Annotated in this window: 17 protein-coding genes; 9 read left to right on the forward strand and 8 right to left on the reverse strand. The window is 64.8% G+C overall.

Translation table 11 applies throughout. The annotated features are described in order from the left end of the window. Positions 1 to 23 precede the first annotated feature (23 nt). The gene (locus LDH66_RS09705) at positions 24 to 1,949 is read left to right on the forward strand and encodes an ABC transporter ATP-binding protein (protein WP_226480849.1); all 1,926 of its coding nucleotides are present in this window, start codon (positions 24 to 26) and stop codon (positions 1,947 to 1,949) included. A gap of 82 nt (positions 1,950 to 2,031) precedes the next feature. On the opposite strand, the gene lrp is transcribed toward LDH66_RS09705, so the two are convergent. Then, on the reverse strand, positions 2,032 to 2,493 hold the full coding sequence (gene lrp, locus LDH66_RS09710) for an HTH-type transcriptional regulator Lrp (RefSeq protein ID WP_226480850.1): 462 nt from the start codon (positions 2,491 to 2,493) through the stop codon (positions 2,032 to 2,034). Between the two features lie 126 nt (positions 2,494 to 2,619). Between lrp and glnA the strand changes: the two genes are divergently transcribed. Further along, positions 2,620 to 3,975: a type I glutamate--ammonia ligase gene (glnA, locus tag LDH66_RS09715; protein WP_226480851.1), complete on the forward strand. Its 1,356-nt coding sequence runs from the start codon at positions 2,620 to 2,622 to the stop codon at positions 3,973 to 3,975. Positions 3,976 to 4,020: 45 nt separating this feature from the next. On the opposite strand, the gene LDH66_RS09720 is transcribed toward glnA, so the two are convergent. After that, positions 4,021 to 4,665, reverse strand: a complete 645-nt coding sequence (locus LDH66_RS09720) for a metallophosphoesterase family protein (protein ID WP_226480852.1) — start codon at positions 4,663 to 4,665, stop codon at positions 4,021 to 4,023. A 156-nt stretch (positions 4,666 to 4,821) separates the two neighbouring features. Here LDH66_RS09720 and LDH66_RS09725 point away from each other — a divergent pair, with 156 nt between their 5' ends. Further along, the gene (locus LDH66_RS09725) at positions 4,822 to 5,091 is read left to right on the forward strand and encodes a hypothetical protein (protein WP_226480853.1); all 270 of its coding nucleotides are present in this window, start codon (positions 4,822 to 4,824) and stop codon (positions 5,089 to 5,091) included. Between the two features lie 129 nt (positions 5,092 to 5,220). Here LDH66_RS09725 and LDH66_RS09730 read toward each other — a convergent pair whose 3' ends face one another. Next, positions 5,221 to 6,066 (reverse strand): helix-hairpin-helix domain-containing protein, encoded by an 846-nt coding sequence (locus LDH66_RS09730; protein ID WP_226480854.1) that lies wholly within the window; start codon positions 6,064 to 6,066, stop codon positions 5,221 to 5,223. Positions 6,067 to 6,262: 196 nt separating this feature from the next. Here LDH66_RS09730 and LDH66_RS09735 point away from each other — a divergent pair, with 196 nt between their 5' ends. Then, entirely contained in the window at positions 6,263 to 6,781 is a 519-nt protein-coding gene (locus LDH66_RS09735; RefSeq protein ID WP_226480855.1) for a gamma carbonic anhydrase family protein, read from the forward strand. 116 nt (positions 6,782 to 6,897) lie between these two features. On the opposite strand, the gene LDH66_RS09740 is transcribed toward LDH66_RS09735, so the two are convergent. Continuing rightward, positions 6,898 to 7,392: a hypothetical protein gene (locus tag LDH66_RS09740; RefSeq protein WP_226480856.1), complete on the reverse strand. Its 495-nt coding sequence runs from the start codon at positions 7,390 to 7,392 to the stop codon at positions 6,898 to 6,900. 77 nt (positions 7,393 to 7,469) lie between these two features. Beyond that, positions 7,470 to 8,597 carry a pyruvate dehydrogenase (acetyl-transferring) E1 component subunit alpha gene (pdhA, locus tag LDH66_RS09745; protein WP_226480857.1) on the reverse strand — a complete coding sequence of 376 codons (1,128 nt, stop codon included), beginning with the start codon at positions 8,595 to 8,597 and terminating at the stop codon, positions 7,470 to 7,472. A gap of 279 nt (positions 8,598 to 8,876) precedes the next feature. On the opposite strand from pdhA, the gene LDH66_RS09750 reads away from it, so the two are divergent. After that, positions 8,877 to 9,179: a DUF7344 domain-containing protein gene (locus tag LDH66_RS09750; protein ID WP_226480858.1), complete on the forward strand. Its 303-nt coding sequence runs from the start codon at positions 8,877 to 8,879 to the stop codon at positions 9,177 to 9,179. 247 nt (positions 9,180 to 9,426) lie between these two features. Then, positions 9,427 to 10,242 (forward strand): TrmB family transcriptional regulator, encoded by an 816-nt coding sequence (locus tag LDH66_RS09755; RefSeq protein WP_226480859.1) that lies wholly within the window; start codon positions 9,427 to 9,429, stop codon positions 10,240 to 10,242. 54 nt (positions 10,243 to 10,296) lie between these two features. Here LDH66_RS09755 and ygfZ read toward each other — a convergent pair whose 3' ends face one another. Beyond that, positions 10,297 to 11,388 carry a CAF17-like 4Fe-4S cluster assembly/insertion protein YgfZ gene (gene ygfZ, locus LDH66_RS09760; protein ID WP_226480860.1) on the reverse strand — a complete coding sequence of 364 codons (1,092 nt, stop codon included), beginning with the start codon at positions 11,386 to 11,388 and terminating at the stop codon, positions 10,297 to 10,299. A gap of 39 nt (positions 11,389 to 11,427) precedes the next feature. Continuing rightward, a complete protein-coding gene (locus LDH66_RS09765) occupies positions 11,428 to 11,724 on the reverse strand; it encodes a DUF6432 family protein (RefSeq protein WP_226480861.1) in 297 nt (98 codons plus the stop codon). Between the two features lie 207 nt (positions 11,725 to 11,931). Between LDH66_RS09765 and LDH66_RS09770 the strand changes: the two genes are divergently transcribed. From LDH66_RS09770 to LDH66_RS09780, 3 genes are all read left to right on the forward strand, one after another. Beyond that, positions 11,932 to 13,086, forward strand: a complete 1,155-nt coding sequence (locus tag LDH66_RS09770) for a DUF7093 family protein (protein ID WP_226480862.1) — start codon at positions 11,932 to 11,934, stop codon at positions 13,084 to 13,086. A 221-nt stretch (positions 13,087 to 13,307) separates the two neighbouring features. After that, positions 13,308 to 13,694, forward strand: a complete 387-nt coding sequence (locus tag LDH66_RS09775; RefSeq protein ID WP_226480863.1) for a DUF5611 family protein — start codon at positions 13,308 to 13,310, stop codon at positions 13,692 to 13,694. Between the two features lie 309 nt (positions 13,695 to 14,003). After that, on the forward strand, positions 14,004 to 14,177 hold the full coding sequence (locus LDH66_RS09780; protein WP_226480864.1) for a hypothetical protein: 174 nt from the start codon (positions 14,004 to 14,006) through the stop codon (positions 14,175 to 14,177). A gap of 76 nt (positions 14,178 to 14,253) precedes the next feature. Here LDH66_RS09780 and LDH66_RS09785 read toward each other — a convergent pair whose 3' ends face one another. Next, complete coding sequence (locus tag LDH66_RS09785; RefSeq protein WP_226480865.1) at positions 14,254 to 15,843, reverse strand: heme-binding protein; 1,590 nt, start codon at positions 15,841 to 15,843, stop codon at positions 14,254 to 14,256. Between the last annotated feature and the right edge of the window lie 18 nt (positions 15,844 to 15,861).

The raw sequence follows: 15,861 nt of genomic DNA on the forward strand, positions 1-15,861 counted from the left end.
ATCGAAACGGTACCGGCTCGGCAGTGAGTTCTCACGAGGACGAGACGCCGTTCGACGCCTACCGGGAGGACGTCGATCGGCCGCTCTCGAGGCTGTTTCGCGAGTACGCGCCCGGTCGACTGGGCTGGTTTTCGGCGGGGATGGTCGCCAACTTCGTCGCGCGGATGGCGAGCCTCGTCCCGCCGCTGTTGCTCGGCGTCGCGATCGACGCGATCTTCGTCGGTGAGAGCGCGTTCGAACTGCCGATCGTGCCGAACGCGTGGCTGCCGACCGAGCAGCTGGCGCAGTTCCGATTTACGATCGTCACCATCGCCGCCTCGTTTCTCGTCGTCGCGCTCTTCACGTGGATCTACGGCGTCACCGCCAACCTGTTCGCCCACGGCGTGATGCACGCCGTGCGCGTCGACTCCTTCGAGAAGATGCAGCGGCTGGACATGACCTTCTTCGACGACAAGGAGACCGGCGAGGTCATGGCCGTCCTCAACAACGATACCCAGAACCTCGAGATGTTCCTCGACAACGCCCTGATGAACTCCGCGCGGCTGCTGGTGATGGTCGGCGGGATCGCCGGGGTGCTGTTCTACCTCAACTGGCAGCTCGCGATCGTCACCCTCGTCGCGATCCCGGCGATGGTCGGCTTTACGATCTGGTTCATGCGCGTCGTCGAACCGCGGTACGTCCGCCAGCGCTCCGCCGTGGGCTGGCTCAATACCCGCCTCGAGAACAGCCTCTCCGGCGTCGCCCTGACGAAGACGACCAACAGCGAGGCGTACGAGATCGACCGCGTCCGTCAGGCCTCGCGCCGGCTCTACGAGGACACGATGGCCGTCCTTCGACTCTCCTACTTCTACCGGCCGGGAATGGAGTTGCTCGCCGGACTGGCCTTCGCGGGCACCTTCTTCGTCGGCGGCCTCTGGCTGACGACCGGCACTGCGCCCGGCCCGTTGACGGGCTCGCTCTCAGTCGGTGACTTCGTCGTCTTCCTCTTCATGACCCAGCGGATCGTCGCCCCGCTGGCCGAGGTCTCGAACATCGTCGACCAGTACGAGAACGCCAAGGCCTCGAGCGAGCGCGTGTTCGGACTGATGGACATTCCCGTCCACATTGCGGATGCGGACGCCCCCGCGGCCATCGATCCCGTCGAGGGACGGGTCGAGTACGAGGACGTCACGTTCAGCTACGACGATAGCGCGACGCGGAACGCGGACGCCGGCGAGACGGCGTTCGAGGAGCCGGTCCTCGAGGACGTCTCCTTCGAGGCCGCGCCGGGAGAGACGGTCGCCTTCGTCGGCCCGACGGGAGCCGGAAAGTCCACGCTGCTCAAACTCCTGCTTCGACTGTACGACGTCCGGGACGGATCGATCCGGATCGACGGTCACGACGTCCGCAACGTGGCGCTCGCAGATCTCCGGTCGGCGGTCGGCTACGTGAGTCAGGACACGTTCCTCTTCGACGGCACCATCACCGACAATATCCGGTACGGACACTTCGAGGCATCCGAGGAGGCGGTTCGGGAGGCCGCGACGGCGGCTCGAGCCCACGAGTTTATCGCGACGCTGCCGGACGGCTACGAGACCCGCGTCGGCGAAGAGGGGGTCAAGCTCTCGGGCGGCCAGCGCCAGCGGATCGCGCTCGCTCGAGCGGTCCTCACCGATCCCGCGGTGTTGATTCTCGACGAGGCGACCAGCGCCGTCGACACGAAGACCGAACTGCAGATCCAGCGCTCGATCGACCGGCTCACCGAGGACCGCACGACGCTCGTGATCGCACACCGCCTCTCGACGATTCGAGACGCAGACACCATCCTCGTCCTCGAAGACGGTCGGATAGTCGAGCGGGGAAGCCACGAGGAGTTGCTCGAGGCGAGCGGACAGTACGCGACGCTGTGGACCGCCCAGGCGGGCGACCGGGAGGCGGCAGCCGACGCGCTGGTGGACGGAACCGAGTGATTGAGTTGGGGCTCGTCAACGGCGCAAACTGACCGGGGTGCACGCTCCCGACGAACCAGCCGCTATCGAACGAACCGCAGTATCAGTTATCGGTGACCTCGAGTTCGAACTGCTCGTTCTCGCTGACGGCGTTGAGAACGACGCTGGTGTTCGAGGCCTTGATATCGGGGTCGGTCAGCAGCTGTTTGATCTGGTCGTTCATCCCGTCGGTGTCCTCGAACTTGCCGATGGCGATGACGTCGTAGTCGCCGGTAACCTCGTAGACGCTGGTCATCTGGCGGTGCTCGCGAAGCGTATCGGTGACGTCGGGCAGGGCGTTCCCCTCGACCTGTAGCTGGATCACGGCGGTCACGTCGTAGCCGACCGCATCGTAATCGACCGTCGGCGTGTAGCCCTCGATCACGCCCTCGTCCTCGAGATTGGAGAGGTGGTTCGAGACGGTCGTGACGGAGACGTCGAGGTCCTCGGCGAGGCTCCGCAGGCTCGCTCGGCCGTCGCCGAGAAGTGCATTCACTAGTTTTGCATCGAGATTTTCGTACGTCATCACATCTATCCTCTCATTGAAGCCTTTAGAACTTTACGAATATTCAGTTTGGGGTGGGTGAGAGAAGATTTGCACGGAACAGTAGGGTTTTAATAGCAGAGTTACGAGGATAGCACGACGAGAAAAATGACAAGCGGCAACCTTACTGACACCGAACAGGCGGTATTAGACGAGATCGAGGAGCAAGACGTCGACTTCCTCCGACTGCAGTTTACCGACATTCTGGGAACAGTCAAGAACGTCTCCGTGCCGGCTCGACAGGCCGAAAAGGCATTTACTGAGGGCATCTACTTCGACGGTTCTTCTATCGAAGGCTTCGTTCGCATTCAGGAATCGGACATGCGGCTCAAGCCCGATCCGGATACCTTCGCCATTCTCCCGTGGCGCCAGAAGGAGGAGAGCGTCTCCGCCCGCATGATCTGTGACGTCTACAATACCTCGACGGGCGAACCCTTCGAAGGCGATCCGCGCCGCGTTCTCAAGAACGCCCTCGAGCGCGCCAACGAGATGGGCTACACGGTCAACGCTGCACCCGAGCCGGAATTCTTCCTCTTCGAAGAGGACGAGGACGGCCGCGCGACGACCAAGACCAACGACGCCGGCGGCTACTTCGACCTCGCGCCGAAAGACCTCGCGAGCGATGTCCGCCGCGACATCATCTACGGTCTCGAGAGCATGGGCTTCGAGGTCGAGGCCAGCCACCACGAGGTTGCCGAAGGGCAACACGAGATCAACTTCACCTACGACGACGCCCTGACGACGGCCGACAACGTCGGCACCTTCCGCACCGTCGTCCGCGCGATCGCCGCCGAACACGATTACCACGCGACGTTCATGCCCAAGCCGATCCCGCGCATCAACGGCTCGGGGATGCACACGCACCTCTCGCTGTTCACCGAGGACGGCGAGAACGCCTTCCACGACGAGGACGACGAGTTCAACCTGAGCGACGAGGCCCACGCCTTTACGGCCGGGATCCTCGAGCACGCGCCGGCGATCACGGCGATCGCGAATCCGACAGTCAACAGCTACAAGCGCCTGGTGCCCGGCTACGAGGCACCGGTCTACGTCGCCTGGTCTGACCGCAACCGCTCGGCGCTGATCCGCAAGCCCGCGGCGCGAACGCCCGCGGCCTCGCGCGTCGAACTGCGCTCGCCGGACCCGTCCTGTAACCCCTACCTCGCGCTCGCCGTCATGATCCACGCCGGTCTCGACGGCATCGAGCAGGACCTCGAGTGTCCGGACCCGGTTCGAGAGAACATCTACGACTTCGACGAGGACAAACGCGAGGAGTACGGCATCGACACGCTGCCGACGAACCTCGGCGAAGCCGTCGACGCCCTCGAGGAAGACGAAGCGATCTTCAACGCGCTGGGCGACCACGTCGGGCCGAAGTTCGTCGAGGCCAAGCGCCAGGAGTTCGAGGACTACCTCGTCGACGTCTCCGACTGGGAACTCGACCGTTACCTCGAAACGTTCTGAGACGGCAGCTGCCGTCGGCGACATTTCTTCTGTTCTCTCTCGTTTTCAGTCGTCTCCCGACAGGTCGTGCCCGTGACTCTCCAGTTCGAGTGTGTCCGGCTCGAGCGTGTAGTGTCGCTCCCACGCGGGGGCGAGACTGACGACGCGGGTACCAGCGATCTCGGCCTCGCGGTGACGATGATGGTGCCCGACCAGACAGAGGTCGGGCGAGATCGCCTCGAGCAGGTCGTCGATATACTCGCAGCCGGGATCGTAGCCGTAGGACAGCAGGCCATTCGGCGCTTCGTGGGTGAGAAAGACGTCGACGTCCTCGAGTTCGGCGGCTCGGTCGATGTCCTCGTGAGTGAAGTGGCGTCGTCGGTCACCCGAAAGTTCGCCCCGAGACAGATCGTACTTCGTCGGAGCGAAGTTACCAGAGAGACCGGCCACGCGGAGCCCATCGACCGTCGCCGCCGTGCTCGCGAGGAGATGGACGTTGTTCGTTTCTTCGGGATCGTCGCCCGCCCGCAGCGCCTCGATCACGTCGAAGTCCTCGTTGTTGCCCCCGATGAACCACGTCGGTACCGGCAGGTCGTACCGCTCGAGGTCGCCGAGCTGGAGCACCCGATCGGGCTGAAGGGTTCGATAGAGTTCGAGCAGGGTCGCACACCGGTCGGGGTCGGACGCGTGGGCGTCGCCGAGGACGAGCATGGTGTACGTAGGACCCCGATTCGGATAGTGTCAGCGCCGAATCCTGCCGGTTCGTTCGGTTTCGGTCGCGAGAGGAGGCACAACCGTGTCGACCAAACCGCGACCGAGGCACATTCAGGGTCGTGATTTAGAGGCGCTGCTGTCGGAGTCTCCGCTATGGCCGACACGCCAGACATCAACAAAGTCGAAACGGAGGACGACTACACGCACGTTCGGTTCCGCGATCCCGATCGGTACGACGAGATACGGACCCCGGATTGGGCGGAGCAGCCGGCGGAGTCGGTCTCCGACGGCAGCGAGGTCCGTACCGGCAAGGTCGACGGGGAGGACGACTGGGAGGTCACCAGCGTCCTGATCGAGAAGCACGTCGGCGAGGACAAAGCGAAAGAGCAGGCCCGCGAGATCGTCGACAAGATCGAGTCCTGATCGGCGTCCGATCGGCCTCCAATCATCTCGGCCCCTCGAACCGAACGGAGACGTTCGCGAGAAGCGTCGAATTCCGTGCTTTCGTTCCGTCGATACCGGGCGGACGGGGACGACGCGCTGCGATCCGACTTAGGCTTCGGCCTGCTCGATCCAGTCCTCGGCCTGGTCCTCCGAGATATCGGCGGCCTCGGCGACGGCCTCGGGACCGGCGCGCGTGAGGTCGTCGATCGTCGCGATGCCGGCCTCCGAGAGCTGGTCGCGGGTGTCGGCGTCGATTCCCTCGACCGATTCGAGGGTGTGCTCCGGATCGGTTTCGATCTTCGTGTGCGGCTCGTCGGTTCCCTGTACCGGGATCTCCTGGGTGACCGCCTCGGCCTGCTCCTCGAGTTGCTGCTGGAACTGCTCGACCTGTTCGGCCTGCCGTTCGAGGAGTTCCTCGACGTCACCGGTCTGGCGCTCGAGCTGGTCCTCGAGCCGATCCTGCAGCTCCTGGGTCTGGTCGAGTTGCTCGCGGAGCTGCCCCGAGAGTTCGTCGACGTTCTCGATCGTCTGGTCCTCGATGGATTCCGTCATCTCGAGGAGCTGGTCGGTCTGCTCGTCGAGCGCGTCGACGAACTCTCCGGAGAGCTCGTTGGCGGAGTCGACACCGCGCTCGAGTTCGCGCTCGAGCGCCTCGTAAACCTCCGCGTGAGTCGTTTTCAGCTGCTCGAAGGTCTCGTCGATGGTCCGGTGGGCCTCGGGGTCGTCGTCGCTCGGGAGCATCGCCGCCGTCGCGCTGAGGTAGCCGTGCGTCGCCGCCTGCGCGAGCTCGAGTTGCTGGCGCTGGAGGGACTCCTGACCTTTGAGCCCGGTCAGGGCCATCGTGTCGACATTACGTTGGGTGGCCACTCCCTGCTTGAACAGCTGCTGGCTCTGTTTGACTGCGGTTCGCTGGACGTCGAACATCGCTCGAATGGGGGAGTCTGACTGGGTCATGTGTTCGGCTAGTGGTCCGACTCGACACGGGATAAGTGATGGGCTTGCAAACCATTAGATGGTATCTGGTGGTCTCAATAGGTCCGATAATCTGAACGCTTCCCGCTCCGATTCGGGCCGGCCGATTGCCGCTCGAGAGAGACTGTCACGAGCATCGTGATCCGGTATTATGGACGCATTCGTCGTCCGTCAACATATGGACGACAGCAGACGCTACGAGTTCGAGGGGGATCGACCGACGATCGACGACGCGGCGCGGGTGAGCCGAGAGGCGACTCTCGTCGGCGACGTCGAGATCGGCGCTGACGCGAGCGTCTGGCCCGGCGTCGTCTGCCGCGGCGACATCGGTCCCGTCCGCATCGGTCGAGAGACGCACGTCGGGGACAACGCCACGATTCACGCGTCGCGACTCGCCGACGAAGTGATGGTCGGCCACGGGGCCGTCCTCAACGAGACGACCGTCGAGGAGCGGGCGCTGGTCGGATTCAACGCGACGATCAACACCGACGTGACGATCGGGAGCGGGAGCATCGTCGCCGCCGGGACCGTCGTCCCCGACGAGTACGCCATCCCGCCGGAGTCGTTCGTCCGCGGCGTTCCCGCCGAGATCACGCCCCTCGAGGAGACGGGGATCGACGCGGGGGAAATCCTCGACGAGTTCGCCGCGGGCGAGTACACGAACCTGGCACAGCGCCACGAGGAGTTGTTCGAGTGACTATCGCGGGCAGTCGCGGGCGGCAGTGAGACCGGCGCGACGGTGGTCGAGAGCGGAGACGCTAGTCCGATTACGACCCTCCTGTGAGAATAACGGACCTTTCCGTGGACGGCGGCTTACCGATTCGAACCGAACTCGAAGATCTCGCGGTAGAGACTCTCGGCGACCCGGTCGATGTTCGCCGCCGCCTCGCTGGCGGCCATCGTGTCGCCGATCCCCCGCCACTCGACGGACAAGCGAGCGATCGGAACCAGTGCGATGCCGCCGATGACGATTTCGCCTTCGGGGGTGTGGACGCGCCACTCCGTCTGCATCCCGTTCGAGGATCGGGTGACGGCCTCGATCTCCCCGCCGGCCGCGCTCCACCGCTCGACGAGGTCGTCGGTGAGCCGCCGGAGCTTCCGTTCGCCGAGCAGATGGCAGGCGACGCCGCCGCCCGCCAGCAGCGCGAACGCGGCGGCCGCCATCGGCAGGCCGCCGTAGGGGACGTTTATCGACGCGGCGAGGCCGGCCGTCACGACGACCAGCCCGAGGACGCGCGCGTCGACTGCGTTCGGCACCGTGCCGTTCCAAGCCGTCGATGCGCTCTGGGACGGCTGCTCGAGTTGCATATCGACTACACGTCGCGGTGACGTCCGGGTAGCCATTGGCCTGTCCCACTGCCGGCTTTATGTACTCGTTCCGGCGTTCACTCGTCCTCGAGTAACGCGTCGTCGCCGTGGCGCTCCCGCAACTCGGCGAGGGACTCGCGCTGGTCCTCGAGTCGCGGGGTCGGCTCGGCGTACGTGTACTCGAACATCTCGCTGGGATCGCCTACGACGCCCTCGGCGCGGTCGACCAGCGTCTCGAGCGTGTCCTCGATCTCGGTCTCGATCGCCTCGATCCGGTCGTCGTCGAGGACGCCCTCGGTTCGCAGATAGGACTCGAAGCGGTCGATGGGGTCTCGCTCTCGCCACTGCTCGACCGCCTCGTCGTCCCGATAGACGCTGGGGTCGTCCGCCGTCGTGTGCGCACCGTAGCGGTACTGGACCGCCTCGATCAGCGTCGGCCGCAACCTGTCGCCGTCGGCATCGAGGGCCTTCTTTCGGGCCGCGTCCGTGACGACGTAGGTCGCGAGCGGGTCCATGCCGTCGACCTGGACGCCCTCGAAGCCGTAGGCGCTCGCCTTCTGTGCGATGGTCGCGCTCGCGGTCTGCCGTTCTCGCGGGATCGAGATGGCCCACTGATTGTTGTTACAGAAGAAAACGTTCGGCGTGTCGAAGACGCCCGCGAAGTTCAACGCCTCGTGGAAGTCCCCCTCGGAGGTCGAACCGTCGCCGAAGTGGACGACGCTCACGCGCTCGTCGCCGTTCAACTTCGCCGCCCACGCCCAGCCGACCGCGTGGGGGAGGTGGCTGGCGATCGAGATGTTCAGCGGGAAGACGTCGATGTCGGCCAGCGCGGCGTTGCCATCCTCGTGGCCCATCCAGTAGAGCAGATACTCCCAGGGGAGTCCCCGCGCGACCAGCGCGCCGTGTTCCCGGTACTGAAAGGAGAGCACGTCGTCGTCGGCCAGCGCGTACGTCGACCCGATCTGGGACCCCTCCTGACCCGCCAGCGAGGAGTACGTTCCGAGCCGGCCCTGCCGCTGGAGACTGATCATCCGCTCGTCGAATCGCCGCGAGAACCGCATGTCCCGGTACATCGACCGCAGCGTCTCCGCCTCGAGGGCCGGCTCCAGCTCGGGGGCGACGACGGTCCCGTCGGCGTCGAGGACCCGAATCCGATCGTCCGGCGCTCGATCGAACAGTTCGCGCTCGAGGACGTCTCCTGACATGGATTGATCCTCGGGGTCGGCGCATATAACGGTATAGGAGCCACTGAAGTCAATGAACACCCAATCGCGTGCCACCGTTGCGATCGGTGTGTGAATCGTTTCCGTGGCTGCTATCTCTCCGAACATCTGATTAGCGGGGCTCAGCGCCGACGGCGTATACTGCCGTCCGCCAGCGTCCTACCCTCCTCATTCACTCACTTAATCAAAAACTCATCTCAGCGTGAAGATCTCTCGACTTCAAGGAGGCTGCCGGCCGAGTATAGTGTGTAAATGTCGGAAATGAATGGATTCTTATTCGAGGTGTTGGCGGCCGAACAACGGCGACGCATCCTGTTCGCGCTCGTCGATCACAGTTCAGACGACGAGTCGCCGGTCTCCGTCGATGAGCCGCCGGATGCGACCGGCGGTGATACTACGGCCCACATCAAACGGTACCACGTCCACCTCCCCAAACTAGACGACTACGGCTTTATCGAGTGGGATCGGCGCACCAACACTGTGAGACCGGGGAACCGTTTCGCGGAAGTGAGACCGATTCTGGAACTGTGTCGCGAGCGAGAAGACGAGCTCTCGGTTACGTGAATAGAAGCGACGAAACCGGATCGATTGTCTCGAAAACAGCGAGCCCCGTCGTGGTTGGGCCAAACAGGGCTCGCCACTCACTCATACCGAACCGATACCCAAGTAGCTTGTGTGATAATCTGAGTGAAATCCTCTCAGACGGAGAGGGTCCCGAAATGCGACTCGTGACAGGGGACTAATACACGAATCCTTTTCCATCCACACGTCCTATTTTGGGTGTTCGGACATCCGAATTCGTGGTTGGGCCATGACAAAGGAAGACACTACCAGAGAGGCGATTAGCCTGTTGCAGGACCTCGGGCTACAGGAGTACGAAGCGCGCTGCTTTATGGCGCTGAACAAACTTCCCAGTGGAACGGCAAAGGAGATACACGAGATCTCCGACGTCCCGCGGACGAGAGTGTACGACGCCATTCGCGTCCTCGAGTCCCAGGGACTGGTCGAAGTGCAGCACACGAGTCCGCAGGTGTACCGCGCCGTCGACATCGACGAGGCGACGCAGACCCTTCGACAGAAGTACGACAACCGGATCGAAACGCTCGAGACGCATCTCAAGAACACGGAGGTTCAGGACGTCGAGGAGAACGAACACGTCCAGGAGGTCTGGTCGCTCACCGGTCACGAAGCGATCGAGTCGCGAACGATCGAACTCATCGACGAGGCGGAGTCCGAGATCGCGTTCCTCGTCGTCGACGAGGACATTCTGTCCGAGACGCTGTTCGACGGCCTGCAGGAGGCGGTCGATCGAGAGCTCTCGATGATTCTGGGCGGGCAGACGGACGCGATCACGGCGGCGCTCGGGACGGAACTGCCCAATACCCGCGTGTTCGAGACCGGTCTCGACTGGCTCACCGGAATCGAGAGCGACGACGAAGTCGCGATCAGTCGGATCCTGCTCGTCGACCGGGAGACGCTGCTGATCGGATCCTACTATCCGAACGCCGCCGGTGGGAACGCGAAAGAGCAAGCGATCTTCGCCCGCGGCCTCGAGAACGGGATCGTCGTGTTGCTCCGCCGATTAGTGACGGCGGGATTACCCGCGATAAAGGACCCCGGGAGCTGACGCCGATTTCTCGACGGTCACTCGACGGGAGCCACAGACCGACCGATACGCACCCTACTGATAGTCTGGCAGCCGATCGGACCGGTCCGATCCGTCGACGAACGGCAGTTCGGTGCGAGTCGTAGCCACCTCTTCGCCGTCGACTCGAACCGTCAGCTCGTCGCTGTCGAGGTCGTAGTCGACGATCGCGAGCGCGATGACGTCCCCGAGCATCGGGCTCTGGCCGGCGCGGGTCACCTCGCCGACCGACGCATCGCCGTCGAAGACGGCCGCGCCGGATTCGGGCACGGCCTCGCCCTCGAGGGTGAGTCCGACGAGTCGACGGCTCGGCTGGCCGCGGTTCTCGACGCGGGAGACGACCTCCTGGCCGACGTAACAGCCCTTCTCGAAGTCCAGTGCGTTCCGTAGGCCGAGCACGTTCGGGAGCGTCCCCTCGAGTTCGGTGTGGAACAGCGGCGATCCGGCCTCGAGCGCGAGGCTCTCGACGGTCCGGTAGCCGAAGGGAGCGGCGTTCAGCCCCTGATTGAGTAGCGTATCGTGGACGGCAGCGGCGTCGTCGGCCGCACAGATCACTTCGTAGCTCTCCTCGCCGGTGAGCGCGTCGGTCCGGATGACGGAGACGCCCTCGTCGCCCATCGTCCCGCGGACGAAGGAGTACCGCTCGTCGGGCGAGCCGGCACCGTTGAGAACGCTCGCGACCTTCTCGGTCGCCTGCGGGCCGTGAATGCCGAAGATCGCGTAGTCGTCGGTCGCGACGCGGATGTCGACGTCCTGAATGAACACCTTCTCGGCCCACTCCTCGGCGAGGGGCTCGGCGGTCTCGGGTTGAGTGAAGAGCAGGAGCCGCTCGCCCGCGTTATAGATGTAGAGTTCTACATCGATCCCGCCCTGGGGATCGAGCACGAGCGCGTAACACCCCTTCCCGTCCGCCGCTGGGACGCGGTTCGAGACGACGTTATCGACGTATTCGACGCGGTCGTCACCCTCCACGACGATCACGCCGTAGGCCTGCTCGAGCAGGCCGACGCCGTTGCGAACCGCTCGATGGGTGCGCTCCGGCCGTCCGTAGTGTTCGACGATCCGTCGGTCAGCGCGCTCGCCGAACGTGGCACCGTGATCCTCGTGGATAGACTCGATGACGGTCATGCGTATCCCCTGGGGCCTGAGCGTATCAGGCGTTTCGATTCAAAAAGGCAGTCGCTCGCGGAGCCAGTCCCCGATCGATTGCTCCTCCTCACCCTCGGTCGGAGTATCGGGAACCACGCGCTCGGCGGGCTTGATCACCGTCTCCGAACCCGAGTCGACGACGATCAGGTCGTCTTCCTTCAGCGTCGAGAGGGCGTCCTCGAGTTCGTCGATGTCGACCTCGACGGCCGCGCGAAGCTCGAAGACGGTCATCCCGTCGTCGGCGCGGTCGACCAGCGCGTCGAGTACCGCCACCTCCGTCCCCTCACGGTTCCGGTACTCCCGCTTTGCTCTCATCTGTCTCTTCATTCGACCACCCGGGATTTGACGTTTGTCGTTCCATCCACGCTGTGCGATCCCTGTTTCCCCGCTCCCGATACCGACCGGACGGGCCGTCACCTGTATCCGTCGCGACGTCGCCGATCGGATCGCTCGCGTTACTGTCACAAATCCGTGACTATCAGGCAGTACGTTTTTTGTGTGCTGGGTCGGTACGGTGGGACAATGGCCCTGCGATGTTCGCTGCTCGGACACGACTTCGGTGAGTCCGAAGTCGAACGCGAGCGCGAAGAACGGGGGAGCGAAGTCGTCGTTACCGTCCAGGAGTACGAGGAGTGTCTCCGCTGTGGCGAGCGATCCGTCATCAGCGAGAACACCGAAGTGACCAGCCTCACCGCTGGGACGGCCGCCGACTCGTCCCCCGACGAGCCCGCTACCGAACCGCCCGAACCATCACTCGAGTCCGACGCCGCCGAGACGGCGCCCGCCTCGGATCCCGAATTCGTCGACACGGGCGATATCGCCGAGACGGCCGACGGCGACGACGCCGAACTCATCGACGCCGACGACGCCGAACTCATCGACGCCGACGACGCCGAACTCATCGACGCCGACGACGCCGAACTCATCGACGCCGACGACACCGCGTCGGACGCGCTCGAGACGGAGACGCCGGCGTCGGAGCCGTCCCCGAATCCGACGGCGAGCCCACCCGATTCGAACCCGGAGGCGGCGACCACTGGGACGCCGGCCGGTGTCGACGCCGACGGCGACGCGGACGATATCGATCTCCCGACTGACGAAAACGGCGACCCCGTCACCGACGACGGCGAGATTCTCGAGGACGAGCCCTCGACCGACCGGGACCAGGACCGCGACCACGGCGAGTGGCCCGACTCGGACGACGTCGGCCCGCCGGTCGACGAATCCGACCCGACCGACTGGCCGGACGAGCCGGCCGACGACGAGCTGGCGGCCGACACTGACGGTCCCGATCCGAACGCGATCGACGATGACGCCGTCCTCCTCGAGAGCGACGGCTCCGAGGGAAGCGTCGAAACCGGTAACGACGGCAGTCTCGACGGTGCGACTGCGGCCGCGACCGACGCTCGGTCGGTGACCGCCGATTCCCCGGCCGATGCCCGGAGCGATTCCGCGCCCACGACCGATTCCGACCCCGGTCCGGAGACCGGGATCGAGCGCGCTGCGGCCGCGCCGACGCCCGCCGAGAGCGGCGACGCGCCCGACGACGACGTCCCGACCGAGTTCCACTGTCCCCGGTGTGACTATGTCGCCGCCGGCGATCGCGGATCGCTTCGCAGCGGCGACATCTGTCCCGACTGCCGGAAGGGATACTTGAGCGAGCGCGAGCGACGGTAGGAGCCGGTGGGGACGCGGTCGCCGGCCCCGCACGTTCTCTGTGCGATCTCCGCGCGTTCGACCGTTCTCCGGAGCCCCACTCTCCGAAACGCCCGCTCGCTGCCGATCCGACCCCCACCGCCAGCGGTCGGCATCGGCGGTCTCCGCGCTCGAGGACCCATCAGACACCCGAAACGTCGGCTATGAAAAGAGGTAAACACTCCGCCGTGTTTCTTCGAGCCATGAAGGAGTACAAGATGCGTCGCGGCGAATATCTCGAGGAACGAATCCCAGACATGGAGGAGACGATCGAGGACTACTTCGGTCCCATCACCACCACACAGGAGTACAAAGGGAGCGACCTCTACGTCATCGGCGAGCCCGACAACCCCGTCTTCGAGAAAATCGTCGCTGGAACCGTCGAATACTCCGGCAAGAAGGACAAACTCGGCGTCGAGTTCCACGAGCGCGACCCCACCGAACTCGGTCCCGACGAACTCGAGGCCGCCGGCGAAGCCGTGGACGCGAAAAACGACTTCCTGCTCGAGGCGACCGGCCGCGACGCCAAGTCCCGTCGCGAGTCGATGAAGCGCAAAGTCGAAGACGATCCGGATCACGATTTCGATTAACGACCTTCTGCGCCGCGTTCTTCGCGTGCCGGGAGCCAGTAGTGTTTTCGGTGGTTCGTCGCTCGCAAACGTCATCGAAACCCCTCCGCCGTTCTCTCACTCCCCTAGCCGCTCGTTCGATCAGTTATCGGCCCCCTCGATCGGACGGTCTAACGGCTACTTTCGGGCGAGCGCCTGCCCTTCCCCGAGTCGGGCGACTCACCGCGGTCGCGGTGAGCCGCCTTCCGGCCACCGCACTACTCGTCCGACCAGTCGTTCCGACGATCGCCTTCGTAACGGCTTTTGTCGGGGCGTCGCATCACTCGAGTAATGGACGGACAGGCGTTTCTCGCCGCAACGCTCGTCGCTCACGCCGGCTTCGCGATCGTCGTGGCCATCCACGCGTTCGCGACGGATCGTGACGCCGGCAGGTGGCCATTCGTGACGCTCGCGTTCGGGCTGGCCGGGATCGCTGCCTATTTCTTCTACGACGAATCGAGATAGCGGTCTCTCGCAGTCGCCGAACGCGGACTCGTCTCGAAAACGGATGCGGAGAAAAGCGACGCGATGAATCGGACGATCAGGCCAGGAAGACGTGTCGCGGTCGGTCCGCGAGGACGTCCCGACCGAACTCGACGGTCTCCGAGAAGGCGTCGCTGCGGAAGAACTGCATGGCGTCCTCGCGGGCGTCCCAGCGACTGGCGATGAACATGTCGTTCTCGTCCTCGCGGTTGACCAGCAGGTCGGTCTTGCGGTGACCGTCCATGTCGGCGAGTACCCCGCCGACGTCCTCGAAGGTCCCGACGAAGTCCCCGCGGCGGTCCGGCTTGACGGTGTAGAACATCCCCATCGTTCCCCAGGAGTCGCTATCGTCGTCGCCCGCCTGCCGAACGATTTCGGGGAGATCAGCGAGGAACCCAGCCGCCGTGCTCGCGGCGCGTTCGGTGTCCCAGAGGCTGACGACCGCGGTCTCAGCACCGTCGCCGCCCTCGCCCTCACGGGTTCCCCGCTCGTCATCCCGAGGCAGCTTCGCCGCCTCGCGCGGCTCGTAGACCGCCGTCTTCACGTGCGTATCGTAGTGATCGAAGTTCCCACGGAGGCCGTCGACCTCCTCGAACAGTTCGTCGGGATCGGCAGCGGAGTAGAGAACGACCGCGTGGACGTCCTCGCCGTGGGGCTGGCCCGCGTAGACGCCGATGTCCTCGAGTTCGCTGCGCAGGTCTTCGTCGTCATCGTCGTGCGGGCCATCGGAGCCGCCCTCGTCGCCGTGACTACCCGACTCCGCGTCGCTACCGTGGTGATGACCGTCGGAATCGCCGTGATGATGTCCCTCGGCGTCGCCACCCGCGTGGGCGTGGCCGTGACCGCCGTGTCCCTCGTCCTCCTGGGGAATCGTCTCGCCGGCGAGGAAGGCCCCGAGGTTTTCGGGCGGGAACCGGCGGCCGGAGAGGAACCGACCGAACTCGGCGAAGCGGGAGCTCGAGGGGTCGAAGCGCATCTCGTAGAGCAGTTCCTTCACGTCGGTGGGGTCGTCCCCGAACAGGGTCACGCCCCACTCGAAGTCGTCGAGGCCGATGCTGCCGGAGATGATCTGGGTGACGCGACCGGCGTAGTCTCGCCCGATGTCGCCGTGGGAGGAGAGGTGCTCCGCGCGCTCGTCGAAGGGCAGGTCGTACCAGTTGTCTTCCGGGCCGCGGCGCTTGTCCATCGGGTAGAACGTCACGAACTCGCTGTCCGGAATCTCGGGCTCAAGCCGGGACTCGATATAGCGCTCGAGACCGGTGTCCTCGACCTCGCTGTCCTCGTCGAAGTAGTCCTCGGACATGTAGCCAGAGACCTCCGTCACCGAGAGGTAGGAGTCGGCCCGCTCGGTGAACTCGGCGAGGGCGGTGTGTTCGAACCGCCGCTCGAGCGTGTCGATGTCGGAGAGCGTCGGCCGGAGATGGAGGACGAGCAGGTCGGCCTTGTGGCCCAGCACGGAGAACGTGGCCGATTCGCCTGCGTCGGCGTCGTCGACAGCCTCGGCGGACGCGAGGTAGTCGATTCCCTCGTCGATCGCCTGCGAGCGCCGCCGTTCGGGAGCCGATCGCCAGGCGTCCCAGTCGATCGACCGGAAGTCGTGCAGGACGTACCAGCCCTCGTCGGTCTGTGGTGGTCGCCGTCGTTCCATACTCGCGGGTTGGGACGG

This window comes from Natrinema amylolyticum (genome assembly GCF_020515625.1).
GTDB classification, from domain to species: Archaea; Halobacteriota; Halobacteria; order Halobacteriales; family Natrialbaceae; genus Natrinema; species Natrinema amylolyticum.

Bases quoted from the DNA above. Each gene is read 5' to 3' on its own strand.
- lrp (WP_226480850.1), bottom strand. From the start codon at position 2,493: ATGACGTACGAAAATCTCGATGCAAAACTAGTGAATGCACTTCTCGGC.
- glnA (WP_226480851.1), top strand. From the start codon at position 2,620: ATGACAAGCGGCAACCTTACTGACACCGAACAGGCGGTATTAGACGAG.
- LDH66_RS09720 (WP_226480852.1), bottom strand. From the start codon at position 4,665: ATGCTCGTCCTCGGCGACGCCCACGCGTCCGACCCCGACCGGTGTGCG.
- LDH66_RS09725 (WP_226480853.1), top strand. From the start codon at position 4,822: ATGGCCGACACGCCAGACATCAACAAAGTCGAAACGGAGGACGACTAC.
- LDH66_RS09730 (WP_226480854.1), bottom strand. From the start codon at position 6,066: ATGACCCAGTCAGACTCCCCCATTCGAGCGATGTTCGACGTCCAGCGA.
- LDH66_RS09735 (WP_226480855.1), top strand. From the start codon at position 6,263: ATGGACGACAGCAGACGCTACGAGTTCGAGGGGGATCGACCGACGATC.
- LDH66_RS09740 (WP_226480856.1), bottom strand. From the start codon at position 7,392: ATGCAACTCGAGCAGCCGTCCCAGAGCGCATCGACGGCTTGGAACGGC.
- pdhA (WP_226480857.1), bottom strand. From the start codon at position 8,597: ATGTCAGGAGACGTCCTCGAGCGCGAACTGTTCGATCGAGCGCCGGAC.
- LDH66_RS09750 (WP_226480858.1), top strand. From the start codon at position 8,877: ATGAATGGATTCTTATTCGAGGTGTTGGCGGCCGAACAACGGCGACGC.
- LDH66_RS09755 (WP_226480859.1), top strand. From the start codon at position 9,427: ATGACAAAGGAAGACACTACCAGAGAGGCGATTAGCCTGTTGCAGGAC.
- ygfZ (WP_226480860.1), bottom strand. From the start codon at position 11,388: ATGACCGTCATCGAGTCTATCCACGAGGATCACGGTGCCACGTTCGGC.
- LDH66_RS09765 (WP_226480861.1), bottom strand. From the start codon at position 11,724: ATGAGAGCAAAGCGGGAGTACCGGAACCGTGAGGGGACGGAGGTGGCG.
- LDH66_RS09770 (WP_226480862.1), top strand. From the start codon at position 11,932: ATGGCCCTGCGATGTTCGCTGCTCGGACACGACTTCGGTGAGTCCGAA.
- LDH66_RS09775 (WP_226480863.1), top strand. From the start codon at position 13,308: ATGAAGGAGTACAAGATGCGTCGCGGCGAATATCTCGAGGAACGAATC.
- LDH66_RS09780 (WP_226480864.1), top strand. From the start codon at position 14,004: ATGGACGGACAGGCGTTTCTCGCCGCAACGCTCGTCGCTCACGCCGGC.
- LDH66_RS09785 (WP_226480865.1), bottom strand. From the start codon at position 15,843: ATGGAACGACGGCGACCACCACAGACCGACGAGGGCTGGTACGTCCTG.